This is a genomic window from Psychrobacter sp. SHUES1, from assembly GCF_001652315.1.
Classification (GTDB): domain Bacteria; phylum Pseudomonadota; class Gammaproteobacteria; order Pseudomonadales; family Moraxellaceae; genus Psychrobacter; species Psychrobacter faecalis.
The window spans coordinates 22,285-39,072 of the sequence record NZ_LXWA01000029.1 but is presented as its reverse complement, the minus strand read 5'-3'; the positions used below and the strand labels follow the sequence as shown (position 1 = coordinate 39,072).

Annotated in this window: 15 protein-coding genes and 1 tRNA gene; 9 read left to right on the top strand and 7 right to left on the bottom strand. The window is 45.1% G+C overall.

Going from position 1 to position 16,788, the window contains the following annotated elements; genetic code table 11:
• Window position 1: 1 nt before the first annotated feature.
• Both mraY and A7325_RS02410 read left to right on the top strand, forming a co-directional pair.
• The gene (gene mraY / locus A7325_RS02415; RefSeq protein ID WP_068404301.1) at window positions 2-1,120 is read left to right on the top strand and encodes a phospho-N-acetylmuramoyl-pentapeptide-transferase; all 1,119 of its coding nucleotides are present in this window, start codon (window positions 2-4) and stop codon (window positions 1,118-1,120) included.
• A 168-nt stretch (window positions 1,121-1,288) separates the two neighbouring features.
• Complete coding sequence (locus A7325_RS02410; protein WP_068404320.1) at window positions 1,289-2,233, top strand: putative RNA methyltransferase; 945 nt, start codon at window positions 1,289-1,291, stop codon at window positions 2,231-2,233.
• 26 nt (window positions 2,234-2,259) lie between these two features.
• On the opposite strand, the gene cls is transcribed toward A7325_RS02410, so the two are convergent.
• Window positions 2,260-3,711, bottom strand: a complete 1,452-nt coding sequence (gene cls, locus A7325_RS02405) for a cardiolipin synthase (RefSeq protein ID WP_068404298.1) — start codon at window positions 3,709-3,711, stop codon at window positions 2,260-2,262.
• Between the two features lie 102 nt (window positions 3,712-3,813).
• Window positions 3,814-4,608: a YdcF family protein gene (locus A7325_RS02400; protein ID WP_068404296.1), complete on the bottom strand. Its 795-nt coding sequence runs from the start codon at window positions 4,606-4,608 to the stop codon at window positions 3,814-3,816.
• Window positions 4,609-4,769: 161 nt separating this feature from the next.
• Between A7325_RS02400 and arsC the strand changes: the two genes are divergently transcribed.
• The 3 genes from arsC to A7325_RS02385 all read left to right on the top strand — a co-directional run bounded on the left by arsC (window position 4,770) and on the right by A7325_RS02385 (window position 7,353).
• Window positions 4,770-5,177 (top strand): arsenate reductase (glutaredoxin), encoded by a 408-nt coding sequence (arsC, locus tag A7325_RS02395; RefSeq protein WP_068404294.1) that lies wholly within the window; start codon window positions 4,770-4,772, stop codon window positions 5,175-5,177.
• 52 nt (window positions 5,178-5,229) lie between these two features.
• Window positions 5,230-5,976: an arsenical resistance protein ArsH gene (gene arsH / locus A7325_RS02390; RefSeq protein ID WP_068404318.1), complete on the top strand. Its 747-nt coding sequence runs from the start codon at window positions 5,230-5,232 to the stop codon at window positions 5,974-5,976.
• 66 nt (window positions 5,977-6,042) lie between these two features.
• The gene (locus A7325_RS02385) at window positions 6,043-7,353 is read left to right on the top strand and encodes an arsenic transporter (protein WP_068404292.1); all 1,311 of its coding nucleotides are present in this window, start codon (window positions 6,043-6,045) and stop codon (window positions 7,351-7,353) included.
• 63 nt (window positions 7,354-7,416) lie between these two features.
• Here A7325_RS02385 and A7325_RS02380 read toward each other — a convergent pair.
• A tRNA-Ser gene (locus A7325_RS02380) sits at window positions 7,417-7,507 on the bottom strand.
• 146 nt (window positions 7,508-7,653) lie between these two features.
• Between A7325_RS02380 and A7325_RS02375 the strand changes: the two genes are divergently transcribed.
• From A7325_RS02375 to A7325_RS02365, 3 genes are all read left to right on the top strand, one after another.
• On the top strand, window positions 7,654-8,547 hold the full coding sequence (locus A7325_RS02375) for a DNA/RNA non-specific endonuclease (protein ID WP_227514923.1): 894 nt from the start codon (window positions 7,654-7,656) through the stop codon (window positions 8,545-8,547).
• A gap of 74 nt (window positions 8,548-8,621) precedes the next feature.
• Window positions 8,622-8,885: a hypothetical protein gene (locus A7325_RS02370; protein WP_068404288.1), complete on the top strand. Its 264-nt coding sequence runs from the start codon at window positions 8,622-8,624 to the stop codon at window positions 8,883-8,885.
• 283 nt (window positions 8,886-9,168) lie between these two features.
• A complete protein-coding gene (locus tag A7325_RS02365; RefSeq protein WP_068404286.1) occupies window positions 9,169-9,552 on the top strand; it encodes a DUF2147 domain-containing protein in 384 nt (127 codons plus the stop codon).
• A 200-nt stretch (window positions 9,553-9,752) separates the two neighbouring features.
• On the opposite strand, the gene A7325_RS02360 is transcribed toward A7325_RS02365, so the two are convergent.
• The 4 genes from A7325_RS02360 to A7325_RS02345 all read right to left on the bottom strand — a co-directional run bounded on the left by A7325_RS02360 (window position 9,753) and on the right by A7325_RS02345 (window position 14,412).
• The gene (locus A7325_RS02360; RefSeq protein WP_068404284.1) at window positions 9,753-11,027 is read right to left on the bottom strand and encodes an ammonium transporter; all 1,275 of its coding nucleotides are present in this window, start codon (window positions 11,025-11,027) and stop codon (window positions 9,753-9,755) included.
• 93 nt (window positions 11,028-11,120) lie between these two features.
• Window positions 11,121-11,459, bottom strand: a complete 339-nt coding sequence (locus A7325_RS02355) for a P-II family nitrogen regulator (RefSeq protein ID WP_011514651.1) — start codon at window positions 11,457-11,459, stop codon at window positions 11,121-11,123.
• A 449-nt stretch (window positions 11,460-11,908) separates the two neighbouring features.
• Window positions 11,909-12,763: a universal stress protein gene (locus tag A7325_RS02350; protein ID WP_068404282.1), complete on the bottom strand. Its 855-nt coding sequence runs from the start codon at window positions 12,761-12,763 to the stop codon at window positions 11,909-11,911.
• Between the two features lie 149 nt (window positions 12,764-12,912).
• Window positions 12,913-14,412, bottom strand: coding sequence for a SulP family inorganic anion transporter (locus tag A7325_RS02345; RefSeq protein ID WP_068404316.1), 1,500 nt, complete (start codon window positions 14,410-14,412; stop codon window positions 12,913-12,915).
• A gap of 671 nt (window positions 14,413-15,083) precedes the next feature.
• Between A7325_RS02345 and murD the strand changes: the two genes are divergently transcribed.
• Window positions 15,084-16,502 (top strand): UDP-N-acetylmuramoyl-L-alanine--D-glutamate ligase, encoded by a 1,419-nt coding sequence (gene murD, locus A7325_RS02340; RefSeq protein WP_068404280.1) that lies wholly within the window; start codon window positions 15,084-15,086, stop codon window positions 16,500-16,502.
• The last annotated feature ends 286 nt before the right edge of the window (window positions 16,503-16,788 follow it).

The following is a 16,788-nucleotide window of genomic DNA, read 5'->3' as shown; positions in this document are numbered from 1 at the left end:
GGTGTTAGTTTGGTTGTTTGGCTGGCTTGGTCAGTATTATACGCCGTTTTCTGCGGTTTCTTCGTTGACGCTACGGGCGTTGTTGGCGGTTATTACTGCGCTGGCGTTCAGTATGGTGTTTGGCAGTCGCGTCATCAATCGCCTGCGTGCATTGAAATACGGTCAGGCGATTCGTAACGATGGTCCGCAGTCGCATTTGGTCAAAACCGGTACGCCAACCATGGGTGGGGTGCTAATTTTGAGCGCAATTGGCGTATCGACGTTACTGTGGGCGCGATTAAACAATCCGTATGTGTGGATTTTGCTCATCGTGATGATTATCTTTGGCGCGGTTGGCTGGGCGGATGATTGGCTTAAAATCAAATATAAAGATCCCAAAGGTCTGATCGCGCGTAAAAAATACTTTTGGCTGTCGATGGGCGCGTTATTCGTCGGGGTTTCTTTATATTACATTGCTACCTTGCAGCCAGATATAGCGACCACGCGTGAGATGCAGGACTTGCTGTTACCGATTTTCAAAGATTGGATGATTCCTTTTTCGGCCGTCCCGTTTGGGATTGGCTTTATTATCTTTACCTATTTTGTGATTAATGGTGCCTCAAACGCCGTTAACTTAACCGATGGCTTAGATGGTTTGGCGATTTTGCCCGTGGTCTTGGTGGCGGCAGGTTTAGGCGCCATGGCTTATGTCTCAGGCGACGTACGCTTTGCTGATTATTTACATGTGCCTTATATTGCTTATAACTCAGAAGTGATTATTGTTTGCGGCGCGATGATTGGCGCAGGGTTAGGTTTTTTATGGTTTAACGCTCATCCAGCGCAAGTATTTATGGGTGATGTTGGGGCGCTGGCATTGGGCGCGATGCTCGGTACGATTGCGGTTATGACCCGTCAAGAGATTGCCTTTGCCATTATGGGCGGTTTATTTGTCGCCGAAGCCTTGTCGGTGATGCTACAAGTTGGCTCGTATAAGCTGCGTAAAAAACGCGTCTTTCGCATGGCGCCACTGCATCATCACTTTGAAGAGATTGGTTGGAAAGAAACCCAAGTGGTGGCACGATTTTGGATTATTGCCATTATCCTTGTGATTCTTGGCTTAATGACCTTAAAACTGCGTTAAGTTGTCAAACAGGTTTAAATCAAAAAATTTTCAAATCAAAAGCCATCTTAAAAGTTAAGATGGCTTTTTTAGGTCTTATGCGAACTTCTTTTTGTTGCGGCATTTATCCCTTACTTAGCCGGAACTTTGTTAAAATGGCAGCCATATTGCGCTAACGTTGAGATACTTGTGAGCTTATTTATTTGTCCCCTTTGTCAATCACCTCTGCATCCAGCTGCTGATACGTGGCGCTGTGATGGCAGCTTGAATCCTAAGCAAACCGCTCATCCATTTGATGTGGCGCGTCAGGGTTATGTCAATCTATTACCGGTGCAACAAAAAAAATCCAAAGCACCGGGCGACAGTCAGCAATCTATTGAGGCGCGCAAACGGTTTTTAAATGCCGGACACTATCAGCCACTAAATGACCTAATTTGCCAAAAGATGACAACGTTATTGATGGCAAAAAAAGCCAGTCTTAAGCAAAAAAATAAACCCATTAATTGGCTAGATATTGGCTGCGGAGAGGGCTATTACACGCAGGCAATGGCGCAAACGGGTATGGATGTGCTTATCGCTGCCGATATCAGTAAACCTGCTGTTGTAGAGCTGGCGAGAACCAGTAAGGCTTTAGGTCGTCTTTGGTACCAAGAGGCTAAGGAGGCTAAGGAAGATGGGACTTATGCAGCAGCTATTTATCCGCTGGTGACTAGCGCGGCGCATTTGCCGCTACGCGCGCATAGTATCGATGGTATTAGCAGTATTTTTAGTCCGATTTTGCCAGAAGCATTTAATGAAGTGTTAAGCGATGAGGGCTATATGATCATTGCCAAGCCCGATGTTGGGCATTTGGCGACGATGCGTGAGGCGTTATTTGATGACGTCCGCGAGCATGATTCTGATAAGTTTTTGGACGAATTAGCGCCTTATTTTCAGTTGTTAGAGACTCATCATGTCAGTAGTAAGCTCAGTTTAGCGGCAGAGGCATTGGCAGATTTAATGACCATGACCCCTTATGCCTATCGGGCGCGCAGCGAAAAAAGGCAGACGCTACTAGCAGAGGTGGCAGCACAACCTTTTGCGACAGAAGCTAAGTTTGTTATCTATATTTTGCAAAAAATGCCCGCTCATTAATAGGCGGCAATAGGCTAAAGGTCCACTTATAAAATCGGTCCCATGGTGGCGACGACATTATTCCAAATCCGATACGGCAACGGCCAGTTGTTAACCTCTTCAAGCGTTACTTCATCAGAATCAGCGATATACTGATATTGGCGCTCCATAATATCGGCGGTCAGTTTGTTATCACTAAAGACGATATTGTTTTCATAATTCAAATGAAAACTGCGTAAATCCAAATTGGTTGAGCCAATCAAGCTGATTTCACCATCGACGGTCAGGGTTTTGGCGTGTAGCAGCCCCGGCCTATACTCGTAGATTTTTACGCCAGCCTCAAGCAATTCCCAATAGTAGCTATGACTGGTCGCAGCAACGATAAAGGAGTCATTTTTTTTCGGAAAAATCATCGTTACTTCAACCCCGCGATAGGCGGTCGCACATAGGATACTGACCAGCGAATAATCAGGCACGAAATAAGGGGTAGAAATTATCAGGGTATGCTGGGCTTGGCTAATTAAAGCACCCAAAAACTGCGGGGTGTTACCATGACGCTGGGTCGGTCCATCAGAGAAAACTTGCGCAGCAAAATCATTGAGCGGCAGGTTTGGCTGTAAATCGGTGCTATACGGAAAGCTGTCGAGCGGCGTATCAGGGTTTTCAGTTAGCCAATCACTGGCAAATAGCATCTGATTTTGCGCAACGATGGGCCCTTCGATACGCAGCATAATATCGACCCAAGGGGCGTATTTGGGCTTTACGCGAAACTCAGGGTCGGCGCAGTTACGGCTACCAAAATAGCCGATTTTGCCATCAATCACGGTAATTTTGCGGTGATTGCGCAAGTCAATACGGCTAAAGAGCATAACCTTTATGATATTGGTTAATGGTAGCGCCACACTGAGCTGCACACCCGCGTCTTTCATTTCTTGCCATAACTTTGAGCTGACCATTTTGCGCGAGCCCATGCCATCGACCATCGCTCGGCAGGTGACGCCGCGCTTTGCTGCCCGAATCAGCGCTTCTGCGGTAGCCGTACCCATGCCATCGACCAGCCAAATATAATACAGCACGTGGATATGGTTGGTTGCCGCATCAAAGTCGTCAATCATACGTTTGCGCGTCTCATTGGCATCTGCCATTAGCTTAGCGCGATTGCCAACTGTCGTCTGAAAGCCAGTGGCTTTTGCTGAATAAGCAAAGGCTGCGCGGTACTCAGGTTTAACGGCATGTAATAACGCCACATTGCTACCAAGTACCTCTGGGCGATGGCGATGTAATTTATCGATAATTTTCTGACGTTCGCGTGTGAAGTTGCGTCCTAAATGTACCTCACCGAACATCCAATAAACTAGGACGCCAAAATAAGGCAAGAGAAATAAAATCACCAACCAAGCCAAACGCGCCGGCGCCGTTAAGTCATGGCGCGCAAGGACGCGCAAGGATATCAGCACCAATAATATAAAGTGAATGGTTAATAAAATATCGACGAGCATAGCGGAATCCGTTGTTATTATATTTATGAAGGCTATAGTCGTTCTTAGTTATATTGCAGGACTAAATTATTGGCCGAGTTGCCTTATTGATGGCCTTTATCATTAATACTCACCAAACAGCCAACCACTAACGAAGGCAAAATACTCACGAAACCAAGCATTGTAGCGAATCGATAGCGGCGTCGGGCTGGCGAGCAAAATAGGTCGCTGATAGCCTTGATGCTTGGCAATGGCAGCCACACGAATGGTATGAAAATCACTGGTCACAATGGCAATAGGCGCCGTGATAGGCACTTCTTTTGCTGCCAAAATGACTTGGCTATAAATTAAGTTTTCGGCGGTACTAGTGCTATTACCTTCTTGCAAAATGTGCTCAAGAGCAATGCCATGCTTCTCATGTAAATAGCGCGCCATAATACTGGCTTCGCTATGTGTCTGCCCCATACCAATGCCACCACTGGTCAACGCTAATGCCTCGGGCTGTGCTTTAATCAGCGGTGCCGCCGTATCTAAACGCTGAGCAAGCGTCGGTGTTGGCTTACCGGCGATAGTACCTGACCCTAATACAATAATCGCCGCGACCTCCGATACAGGCTGCGAGCTCTTTTTAATTTGCTGCTGCAATGAGAAAATAAATAACCCAAAGCTTATCAGCCAAATAAAAAATAGCAGCCATAGCGTGTACCAAAGACGATTGCGAAATGGGTTTTGCCTAGTAAACTTGCGGATGGCATGCCAAAATATCCCATGGGCGACAAATGCGCTGCCCAATAAAAACGGCACGACAGTACCAAAGTTAATTTTGCCAACCGTCATTAACACGGCACAATCAACCATGATAACGGCACCGATAACGACCAATCCAACTCGCGTTATAATGAGTAGTTTTTTTGCCATAGTTTTAAATTTATTATGTTTAGGTAAAAATGCTGTAGTTTAGGGTTTATTCAATCAAGTGCTTATTTATCTATTAATTATACGTTGTTTTAATTGCATGGCGGTTTGGTCATATCAAGACATACTAAATCTAATCCCTTTAACGTAAAGAGGAAAACCTTATGACGCCAATGATTTTTCATAATCCAAAATGTGGCACTTCTCGTAATACCCTTGCCATTATGCAGGCCTCAGGTGAGACGCCAGATGTGGTGGAATACCTAAAAACACCGCCATCTCGTGAGTACTTGGTTGAGCTGTTGGCATTGATGCAGAGTACCCCGCGCGAGCTTTTACGCAGTAAAGAGAGTATTTATACCGAGCTTGGTTTAGACAATCCAGCATTGACGGACGCGCAACTGATTGATGCCATGATAGCGCACCCTATTTTAATCAATCGTCCTATTGTTGTTACCGATAAAGGCGCGGCGCTGTGCCGACCGTCTGAAAAAGTGTTTGAATTACTGCAAAATCCGGTCAATAGTTTCACAAAAGAGAATGGGGAAGTGGTGAAGCATGTTACAGAATAAAGAAACTAAAGCCTTAGTGACAGACAATATTGCTAGTAAAAGTACTAGTAATATTGGCGCTACTGATTCACCCGCTGCTGATTCACTTAATAACGATTTACCCAATGTTGATTTTGATCAAATACAAGCCATTGATATTGAGTCTTTGGTCGGTAAAGATGACCCACGCCATGCGCCAAGAATATTGGTGTTATATGGCTCCCTGCGTGCGCGTTCATTTTCTAGATTGGCCGCTGAGGAAGCAAGTCGTCTATTGCGTTGGTACGGCTGCGAGGTGCGCATGTTTAACCCATCAGGTTTGCCACTGCCAGATGACGCCGATAGCGACCACCCAAAGGTACAAGAGTTACGCGAGCTGGCACAGTGGTCAGAGGGTATGTTGTGGGTCAGTCCAGAACGCCATGGTAGTATCACCAGTATTATGAAGGCGCAAATTGACTGGATTCCGTTGGCGCTCGGCGGCGTACGTCCGACCCAAGGTAAAACGCTGGCTATCATGCAAGTCAGTGGCGGCAGCCAAAGTTTTAATACCGTCAATCAATTACGTATTCTTGGGCGCTGGATGCGCATGATTACCATCCCCAATCAATCTTCTATCCCCAAAGCGTTTTTGGAATTTGACGATAATGACCGCATGAAAATGTCACCATTATATTTGCGAGTGGTCGATGTTTGCGAAGAGTTGGTCAAATTTACCTGGCTTACCCGTGGGCGCTCGGCGTATCTGACCGATCGCTATTCAGAACGGGTCGAAAGCGTTGCAGAAGTCTCCCAACGCGTCAATCAAAAATCGCTCTAACTTCTTTGTTTTATTATTGCCCTTATTAATATTTCATTGCTTCAATTGCCCCATTAAGGTTACTTCATGCTCGCATTCGCTATTTTTATCGTAACTCTGATCTTAGTCATCTGGCAGCCGAAAGGGCTTGGCATTGGTTGGAGTGCGATGGGCGGCGCTTTGGTTGCTTTAGTATTTGGTGTGGTGCAATGGTCTGACGTTGGTATTGTCTGGGATATTGTTTGGGACGCCACTTTTACCTTTGTCGCCCTGATTATCATCTCCCTTATTTTAGATGAAGCGGGATTTTTTGGCTGGGCGGCGTTACACGTTGCTCGGCTTGGTAATGGGCGCGGGCGTTTGCTATTTCCGATGATTGTACTATTAGGGGCGTTTATCTCCGCCTTCTTTGCCAATGACGGCGCGGCATTATTACTGACACCGATTGTGATTGCTATTCTGCTGCGCCTTGATTTTGCCCCCAAATCTGCTTTAGCTTTTATTATTGCCACTGGCTTTATCGCCGATACCGCAAGCTTGCCGTTGGTGACTTCTAATCTGGTCAATATCGTCAGCGCTAATTATTTTGATATTGGTTTTGGTCGCTACGCGGCGGTGATGGTACCGGTAAATATCGTCTCTGTCCTAGCGACGCTATCGGTATTGTGGCTTGCTTATGCGCGGTACATTCCGAGGCACTACTCAACGGCAAATCTTAGCGCACCTCAATCGGCTATCAAAGATCCGCTGGTATTTCGGGCGGCTTTTCCACTATTAGTATTATTATTAGTGGCGTATTTCGCGACTGAATCGCTCGGGCTGGTTATCTCAGTGGTGACTAGTGTCGCGGCGCTTATCCTAATGGCCATAGCTGGACGCTGGTGGCAAGGCGGGCGTGATGCTAAGTTTTCTATCGTCAATATTCTTAAAAAAGCACCGTGGCAAATTGTATTATTTTCAATCGGTATGTATTTAGTGGTTTATGGTTTGGGCAATGCAGGACTTACCGCCTATGGCGCACGAATACTTAATTGGCTAGGTCAACAAGGCGCGCTCGTTGCGACGGTCGGCACGGGGTTTTTATCCGCCATCGTAGCGTCTGTGATGAATAATATGCCGTCGACGCTAATAGGAGCGCTGGCGATTGATAGCGCCCAAGTGCCCGCTGCTACTCGAGAGTTGATGATTTATGCCAATGTCATTGGCAATGACTTGGGACCAAAATTCACGCCTATTGGTAGTTTGGCGACGCTATTGTGGTTACACGTATTGGCTGAAAAGGATTATAAAATCAGCTGGGGGCAATATATGAAGGTCGGACTGCTGATAACGCCGCCGGTATTATTAGCCACGCTATTGGCGTTGGTATTTTGGCTGCCTAAATTGCCGAGTGTTTAAGGAGTTTGTGAAAAAGTAGAAAAAGATAGGAAAACTGCGGGCTTTGATTGAGCAGAATAAGATTGGCGGTGAAGGAGGGATTCGAACCCTCGATACGCTATGAACGTATACACACTTTCCAGGCGTGCGGTTTCAGCCACTCACCCACTTCACCGTTTTTTGTAAGACCAAGATTTTTGGCTGCCTAAGTATAGCGGATAGCATTTAAAATGTCACGGCCTGCGCAGCATCTTTCTTTATTACTAACGGCCTGCTAGGATAACGCCTACCGAATGGCAGGCATAGATGGTTGGAAGTGGCATGATAAGTTTTTTTAAAGATAAAGCACAGTTTAACAATAACACCATAATGACCGTATTCACGGTCTTAATAGGAATATCGGCTGCACACGCGGAAGATTTAAGTCAATGTAGCCAGTCTTTTTATGGTGGCGTCTATCCTGAATTCACCAATCCTAAGCTCAGCAACAACACCCAAGCGCTATGTATGGACGGTTTTGCTGTCATGCACTCAGGCGTATCACGTACCCCGCTGTGGTCAGCAGAATATCTCGACCGTAAGCGCTTGCAGCAAGCCAAACAGATTGATCGTGAAGACAGCTTTCATGAAGAAAGCCGCCTGCCAAAATCCATGCGCGCCAAACTGTCCGATTACTCAGGCTCAGGTTATGATCGCGGGCATTTAGCGCCCAATGGTAATATGGCCAATCGCAGTCAGCAATACGATAGCTTTAGCCTTGCCAACATCGCGCCGCAATCGCCGCGCAATAATCGCTATATTTGGCGTAATATCGAGTCAGCCACGCGCTATTTGACCCAGCAATACGGTGAAGTTTATACCATTACTGGGGTGGCGTTTACGAATAAAAAGACCAAACAACTGGCGAATCGTGTACTGGTGCCCAGTCATTTTTTTAAAGCGGTCTATATTCCAGCCAGCAACCAAGCAGGCGTGTATTATGCGCCCAATGATGAATCAGAGCGTATAGAAGTGATTAGTCTGGATCAATTAACCGCCAAGATTGGCATCGACGTGTTGCCCGTATTAGATGCTCAAACCAAAGCGCGCGCGTTTGATCTGCCGTTAAAAGCAGGTGACAGCTCAGATTTACCCGAAGACTCACCAGAAGAGCCCACTTGGATGTTATTTGTGCTGGCTATTATCGATTGGCTCATGGCACAATTAAAAGCATAAGGCGTCTAAATATCACCATATTCTCACAGTATTGCAAAATCACGTAAATTGCTGTTAAGGTAGAGGAAGCTCAAATGATTGAACCCTTTATGAATAATCATGAAAGTATGCAAATTGGCGATTTGGTTATTGAAAACCAAGAAGATAAAATTATCATTTATGGCGACATTAATCTAGTCTTTGACGAAGCTGGATATGAGCAGGCACAGCAACTACACGAGCTAACGAGCAAAATTATGCTGGCATTTGAAAACCGCAATCGATATAGTAGTTTTGAGGATAAGTCAAAACAAAAAGATGACCAATCGGGTAAAATTATAGACAATCCGTTTCTATAACTGTTTGATATGCTTTTGATTTTAGAGAAATAATAAACTATAAAAAAATTACTAGGCAAAATCTAAAAATTGCTTATAATGGGTCAAGACATCGCTTATGTCGATCGAGATTTCTCTGTCAAACCAATCATTAGTAGCATTTAATAGCATATTAATGAAGGTTACTTGCTTAAAATGAGCGTAGGATCGAAGGGTTTGCAATAAAAGAATGTTGATAAAAGGATAAGCGAAGACATTAGAAACGCAACGTTTCTAGTAATCATTAAATGAAGGGAGTCAATTTATGAAATTATTCACAAAAACCACTTTAGCAGTTGCTGGTATCAGTATGGCAAGCATGGCATTTGCCGCTGACCCATTACATAACACCACTTGGCAGACTTATGATGAAGGTAAGCCAAAAGGTTTAGTTAAAATTACTGAATCTAATGGTGTCCTAACTGGTACCTTGGTTGATACCAACTCAGCTAAAGGTAAGAAACATATTGGTACAACTATCATCAAAGGCCTAAAGGCTGACGGTGGTGGTAAATATAGTGGCGGTACAATCACCGACCCTGAAAAAGGTAAAGACTATCGTATGACCGCCAATCTAAGCGGCAGTACTTTAAAACTAAAAGGGTATATCGGTCCATTTTCACGTAGCCAAACGTGGAAAAAGAAATAAGCCAATATAATCTTACTCTATAAAGTTCAGTTGCTAGACTGGGCATTATAAAAAGATAAACGGTTAAAGACTATAGTGTTAAAGAATAAATAATCCCGCAAGACCGAAAGGTTTTGCGGGATTTTTAATGGGATAGGTTTTTATTAAAAGGGTTTTATCGATGATTAGCAAATCAACAATAAAACCCTCTTAAATACTTTTTACCTTATAAACTCTGGATAGGCTTCCATACCACATTCTGCAATATCTGCGCCCTGATATTCCTCTTCTTCAGAGATACGCAGGCCCATTACGACTTTAATAATGCTCCAAACAAGCAAGCTACTGATAAACACCCAAGTAAAGATGGTTGCTGCACCAGCAATTTGACCGAGCAAAGTAGCATTTTGGTTGGTCAATGGCACTAGCATCAGACCGAACAAGCCGCACACCCCATGTACAGAGATAGCACCGACTGGGTCATCGATTTTTATTTTATCTAATGCAAGGATTGATATGACCACAATAACGCCTGCTGTCATGCCAAATAACGTTGCTTGCAGCGCCGACGGGGTGGACGGTTCGGCAGTGATGGCGACCAGACCCGCTAATGCACCATTTAATAGCATGGTCAAATCTGCTTTACCAAAAATGATGCGCGCGATAATAAGCGCGCCAATCGCCCCACCCGCAGCGGCAGCGTTGGTATTTAAAAACACCATAGCAACGGCATTGGCACTGGTGATATCGCCAAGTTTAAGCACGGAGCCGCCGTTAAACCCAAGCCAACCCATCCACAAGATAAGCGTACCAAGCGCCGCTAAAGGTAAATTGGCGCCGGGAATTGCCCGTATCTCACCGTTAGGTCCATATTTACCTTTACGCGCCCCTAAAAGCAGAACTCCTGATAACGCCGCTGCTGCTCCTGCCATATGCACGATACCTGAACCGGCAAAATCAGAAAATCCCAAATCGCCAAGGCTAAATAAGCCGAATACGGCTTTACCGCCCCACGTCCAGCTGCCTTCTAATGGATAGATAAATCCGGTCATAACGACAGCAAACAGCAAAAAAGACCATAGCTTCATACGCTCAGCCACTGTGCCTGAAACGATAGACATGCAGGTAGCGACGAACACAACTTGAAAGAAGAAATCAGAAGCCGCCGAGTATACCGCATCGCCATTAAAGCCATTTTTAGCTGAGCTCGCTAAGGCATCGGCTACTAACGTATTGTTTAAGGCATCGTTGCCAGCAATACCGCTTAAAAACAGATTACCATCGTACATAATGGCATAACCGCAGATCATATACAGAGTACAGGCGGTGGCAAAGAGGGCGATATTTTTGGTGAGGATTTCGACGGTGTTTTTTGAGCGTACCAGTCCAGCTTCTAACATGGTGAAGCCAGCGGCCATCCACATGACTAGCGCGCCACAGATTAAAAAATAAAACGTATCTAGCGCGTACTGGAGCTCAAAGATTTGATTTTGCATATTAATTCCCCCTTGAATAGATGCAATACAGTGATCGAGATGACCTATAAATCTGTGTTTATAAGTGGTCTAGCGCTTAATTATTCTTAACTATTAAATAGCGTCAGGACCTGTCTCACCCGTACGAATACGAATGACTTGTTCAAGATTGGTCACAAATATCTTGCCGTCACCGATTTTGCCGGTACTGGCAATGCGCGTAATGGCTTCGATAGCAGGCTCGACCATCTCATCCATCACTGCTACCTCAACTTTCACCTTAGGTAAAAAGTCCACCACGTATTCAGCGCCGCGATAGAGCTCGGTATGACCTTTTTGACGACCAAAACCCTTGACCTCGGTGACGGTGACACCCTTTACACCGATGTCAGAAAGCGCTTCGCGCACATCATCGAGCTTAAACGGTTTTAAGATCGCAGTGATTAGCTTCATAAAAAAATCCTTATATAGATGATGTCGCAGGTTAATAGAGACCGTTTGCTGGCTCGTATTATTGTCAGGCTCATGGTAAATAGTTCAAGAATTGTGCCAAACCTACTCAAGGGGGTTGGTAGAGTTGGGCGCATTTGCTTAAAAATAACCAAGATAGTGACAAAGACTCTTGCCTATATCGCAACGATAACACTGTTTTTATGGATATAAGTTGGAGCTATCAACCTTTAACGTTGGGAGAATAAACACTTTATTATAACCAACTTTTTAAGCGCTTGGGGAGGCTATCACTTTATTTCATGTGACGATTTGATAAGAGGTTTGATAAGAAAAATGGGAAGAGATAGGAGAAAAGTAAGCGCATAAGCATTGTAAAAACGTCGATTATTAAAAACGCCATTATGAATAATAGCGTTTAAAATCAAAAGTTTATACATAAAAGGAAGGTTTTAAGCTTTGGGGAAGAGTAAATATGGAGTTTTGGTGCTACCAAGTAGTTTTTTAGTTTCGCTACCTTTTAGCAGCTCAAGCAAACGCGGTTGCCCAAAGGCGCCGGTCATCAGCAGCCCAATATCATTTTTGCTTTGATAGTAATTTAAGGCAGCAGTGACATCACGGCAGTCGAGTAAGGCTTTTTTACATTTGATACCCGCTTGTTTAAGGCGCGCATAGGCTTCCCGCAGTGCATCGCAGTTTTCTGAGTTTTCTTTGGCAACCATGACGATATGTACGGTCAACGCCCGAATAAGCGGCGTTTTACACAGCCAACTGAGCAGTTTATGCGAAGTTGGACTGTTATCAAAAGCAAATAATGCCGTCGTTGGGGGCAAAAATGGTGCATGGGTCACCAAAATGGGGCAGTGACTCAAACGTATCAGCTGACTCAAGGTTGATTTGCAAGTCACATGATGACCGATGACCATTAATTGTGCCTTGTCATCGACATAATCAATACTGTCACTCAGGCTTTCATGGCGATGCAGAGTATAGGTTTTTAGCTTATGATGTTGCTGCTCGCAGTATGTGCTGGCTTGATGCAGCAGCAATTTACCTTGGGCTTTTAGCTCGCTATTGCTCAAATGCTCTTTTGCGGTAAATTGGTCTAGCAAGACATTTTCATCGTCAACATTGAGACAACCGGAATAATCAACGGCAGCTTTTTGTTGCAAACTTGGTACAGAATGCAGCAGACCAATAGGTGCTTGCAGACGAATAGAGGCCCACATACTGGCATCCAATACCGCTTGCACATGATTGGGGCAGTCCAAGCAAGCAATCACACTATCTGGCTTCAAATTACTCATAAGGGCACCACATATCTCAATAATAAAAACACAGGCTCGCGGTTTAAAGGAGTGCCTTTAAGCCGCGAGCCTGATTTTATATACCAATATAATTGCTGAACAATAAAGACATTATTGCGCTCAGCTTGATAACACCACTACCGTTTTGTTTAATCTAACAGTCCAATATCTCGGCGATCATGAATCGAAAAGCGATCGATAAGGGTGCGGCTGGCGCTGTTGAGTCCGACCACTTTGACATCAATACCTTCGCGCTGCAAACGCATGACCAGTTTGTCTAAGGTGTCGACGGCACTGACGTCCCAAAAGTGGGCGTGGCTAACATCGATTTGTACGCTGTCTAACGCTTCTTTGGTATCAAAGCTTTGCAAAAACTGCGTCGTTGACGCAAAGAAAACCTGTCCTTGCACGTAGTAATAACGCGTATTGCTACTGTCATCATACTCACTAAAGACCGTTAAGAATTGCCCGATTTTATTGGCAAACGCCAATGCTGAAAGTAGCACGCCGACACCAACGCCGTACGCTAAGTTATGGGTAAAAACAGTGGTTATCACGGTCGCCAGCATAACGATATTAAAGGACAGTGGGTGGGTTTTAAATTCTCGAATAGATTGCCAATTAAAGGTACCGATAGAAACCATAATCATCACCGCTACCAATGCCGCCATCGGAATTTGGCTGACCCACTCACTTAAAAATACCACTAAGATGAGTAGCACCACGCCAGCAATAAGCGTTGATAAACGCGTACGGCCGCCAGATTTGACGTTAATCATTGATTGCCCAATCATCGCGCAGCCTGCCATACCGCCAAAGAAGCCTGATACGACGTTGGCCATACCCTGACCACGGCATTCGCGGTTTTTATCACTGGGCGTATCGGTCAACTCATCGACGATGGTCGCGGTCATCATAGATTCTAATAAACCTACGATGGCAAGCGCGATAGAATAAGGCGCGATAATGACTAGGGTCTCAAAGTTAAGCGGAATGTCAGGTAATAAAAACACCGGTAAAGAATCGGGCAAATCGCCCATGCTACCGACGTTACGAATATCAAGATTCATATACATGGCAACCGCAGTCAAACCAACGATACAAATCAGCGGTGAGGGAATCACGCGTCCGATTTTAGGGAGCAGCGGAAATAAGTAAATAATCGCAAGGCCTGCCGCCGTCATGATATAAACCGTCATGCCGACGCGCTCAGTCATCGGGTTCAGCTCAGGCAACTGAGCGGCAAAGATTAAAATCGCCAGCGCATTGACAAAACCGATGACCACCGAGCGCGACACAAAGCGCATCAAGTTACCAAGTTTTAAAATACCCATAATGATTTGAATGACGCCGCAAAGTAACGTAGCGGCAAGCAAGTACTGCAGCCCGTGCTCGGCGACCAAATCAACCATCACCAGTGCCATCGCGCCGGTCGCCGCCGAAATCATACCCGGACGTCCACCGACAAAACTGATGACCACGGCGATGCAAAATGAAGCATATAAACCGACTTTTGGGTCGACACCAGCGATAATAGAAAAGGCAATCGCTTCTGGAATCAAGGCCAGTGCGACCACTAAACCTGATAACGTATCACCGCGAATATTGGAAAACCACTCTTCACGCAAACTGCCAAAAAAAGATGTCATAAGTAAACTGTATAGGGTTAGAGGCAAAAAAAACAACCATTTATGATCGAGCAATAAAGCGTCACCCTAAAATGATTGTATCGAGACTAACGGTTATCGACCTTTATAGCGGTATCGCACAAACCGTTACCCTTAATCATTAGGATAACAGCTCTTAAAAACATGAATAAGTGTTTGCCGTGAAATACGGCGGAAGAAGATACGTCTTTTGTCAGACAAAACGCCAAAATATGGGGCAGCGGTTGCCTGTCATATCCACCTCAGCATAAAAAACATAACTGCAGGACGATGACAATGGCGCGATAAAGGTGACAACATGCTAAACTAAAATGCTAAATTAAAGATTTGGTTAAAGAGCGCTTACTATCGTAGCGGTTCTTATTAAGGCGGCTATTATAGCATTAGCGGTGCAATATAAAAACAGGCGCATAATAACACAAAGCCTCAAAAAACCAGTACCGAAATTGTGGCAATGGCTTTATGATGCTCATCATCCACAGCAGCTTACTCATACTGGTTCAAGCTGGTTCAGACTTGCTAAAAACGGCTGAGATTAGTTGTAGCCCTGACGTTTAGCGTAAAGCCCACTATAAAAAGCCATTATCAATACTATTGATAAAGCCAAGATGCTTGATACAATTTTGTTAGTTTAATAGATAAAAGGAATAGATATGACCACTAACACCGCAACAGAAGCCTTACTTCATAAGGGCAGTGGTTTACAAGTCGTGGTCGGTTTGGGGCAGTCGGGGCTGTCGGTTGCGCAGTATTTGACCAAGCAAGGTTACCAAGTCGCTGTCACCGACAATCAAGTCAATCCCACTTTAGCAAACCAATTGCCTGCTGCTGTTGATATTCGCCAGTTTGGCGCGATAGATGCCGATTTATTGCAACAAGCGGCTCGCATTATCATCAGCCCAGGTATCTCCTTAAAAACCCCAGCGGTTGCTGCGGCGCGAGAGGCTAATATTCCCGTTGTCAGTGACATTCAGCTATTTTGTGAAGCGTGCCGCGTACCGATTGTTGCGATTACAGGCTCTAACGCTAAAAGTACCGTCACCACCTTGGTTGGACAAATGGCCGCCGATGCTGGGGTCAATGTTGGCGTAGGCGGCAATATTGGCGTGCCAGCACTGACGTTACTGTCCAATACCGAGATGGAGTTGGCAGTTCTCGAGCTATCAAGTTTCCAGTTAGAGACCGTAACCAATTTAGGCGCGCAAGTGGCAACGGTACTGAACATGTCGCCTGACCACCTAGACCGCCATGGCGATATGCTCGGCTACCATCAAGCCAAGCATCGCATTTTTCAAGGCGCCAAGTCAGTGGTTATCAATCGCGAAGATGCCTTGACGCGCCCGCTAGTGGCTGATAATTTGCCACGCTTAAGCACGGGCATTCACGCTCCTGACAAAGGTCAATATGGACTGATTACCGACTCAGAAGGGCAGACGTATTTGGCCCGCGGGACAGAGCGTTTGCTGTCGGCAGACAAACTGCGTATCAAAGGTCGGCACAATTTACTCAATGCGCAAGCGGCTTTGGCTTTGGGTGAGCTTGCCGGTTTACCGCTTGATAGTATGCTCACTACTTTGCAGAACTTTACAGGACTTGAGCATCGCTGCGAATATGTGGCTACGGTCGATGGGATTGATTATTTTAACGATTCTAAAGGTACCAATATTGGCTCAACTATGGCGGCAGTCGAGGGCTTAGGAGCGGTATATGCACCTAAAGACGGTAAGCTGTTATTAATTTTAGGTGGCCAAGGTAAAGGTCAGCAATTTGGCGAATTAACGCCATTTATCAATCAATACGTCAGCCAAGTACTGTTTATTGGCGAAGATAGCCAGCAAATTGAGCAACATTTACGCGCCGCTGGTATCAACGACGATGATGTCTATATGCATCAATGTCAAACGCTAGAGGGCGCTTTTGCGACGATACAGCAAGTCACAAAAAGCAGTTTATCGCAAGTACAAGCGGTGCTCTTGTCGCCAGCTTGTGCCAGTTTCGATCAGTTTAGTGGCTTTGCGGAACGCGGCAAGTACTTTAGTCAGCTGGTTAACCAGTTAGACAAGGCGTCATAAGGTATCTTGTTACCTGATAAGACTTCTTGATTTGAGGTAGTATGAGCATTAGGTTTTAAGCGGTTGGGCTTAGCGTTATAAAATGGCAGGCGTTTTTTGATAAATGATTGTTTTGCTTATAAATTGCTGCTACTGTCAACTAGGTAATAAAGCGGACGACAAACGATTTGCAAACCATCGTTGCTATTCATGTTGCTAACCACTGTACTATTAATACTGACAAGCTAAACGATTAACAATCGGGGTTTGTCACCGCTTTGCTGTCTGCTATTATCTATTGGATAAA

Coding starts and splice junctions, on each gene's coding strand:
- A7325_RS02360 (WP_068404284.1), bottom strand. CDS start 11,027: ATGCAAAATCAAATCTTTGAGCTCCAGTACGCGCTAGATACGTTTTAT.
- A7325_RS02365 (WP_068404286.1), top strand. CDS start 9,169: ATGAAATTATTCACAAAAACCACTTTAGCAGTTGCTGGTATCAGTATG.
- A7325_RS02345 (WP_068404316.1), bottom strand. CDS start 14,412: ATGACATCTTTTTTTGGCAGTTTGCGTGAAGAGTGGTTTTCCAATATT.
- cls (WP_068404298.1), bottom strand. CDS start 3,711: ATGCTCGTCGATATTTTATTAACCATTCACTTTATATTATTGGTGCTG.
- A7325_RS02355 (WP_011514651.1), bottom strand. CDS start 11,459: ATGAAGCTAATCACTGCGATCTTAAAACCGTTTAAGCTCGATGATGTG.
- murD (WP_068404280.1), top strand. CDS start 15,084: ATGACCACTAACACCGCAACAGAAGCCTTACTTCATAAGGGCAGTGGT.
- A7325_RS02375 (WP_227514923.1), top strand. CDS start 7,654: ATGATAAGTTTTTTTAAAGATAAAGCACAGTTTAACAATAACACCATA.
- A7325_RS02350 (WP_068404282.1), bottom strand. CDS start 12,763: ATGAGTAATTTGAAGCCAGATAGTGTGATTGCTTGCTTGGACTGCCCC.
- arsC (WP_068404294.1), top strand. CDS start 4,770: ATGACGCCAATGATTTTTCATAATCCAAAATGTGGCACTTCTCGTAAT.
- A7325_RS02385 (WP_068404292.1), top strand. CDS start 6,043: ATGCTCGCATTCGCTATTTTTATCGTAACTCTGATCTTAGTCATCTGG.
- A7325_RS02400 (WP_068404296.1), bottom strand. CDS start 4,608: ATGGCAAAAAAACTACTCATTATAACGCGAGTTGGATTGGTCGTTATC.
- A7325_RS02370 (WP_068404288.1), top strand. CDS start 8,622: ATGATTGAACCCTTTATGAATAATCATGAAAGTATGCAAATTGGCGAT.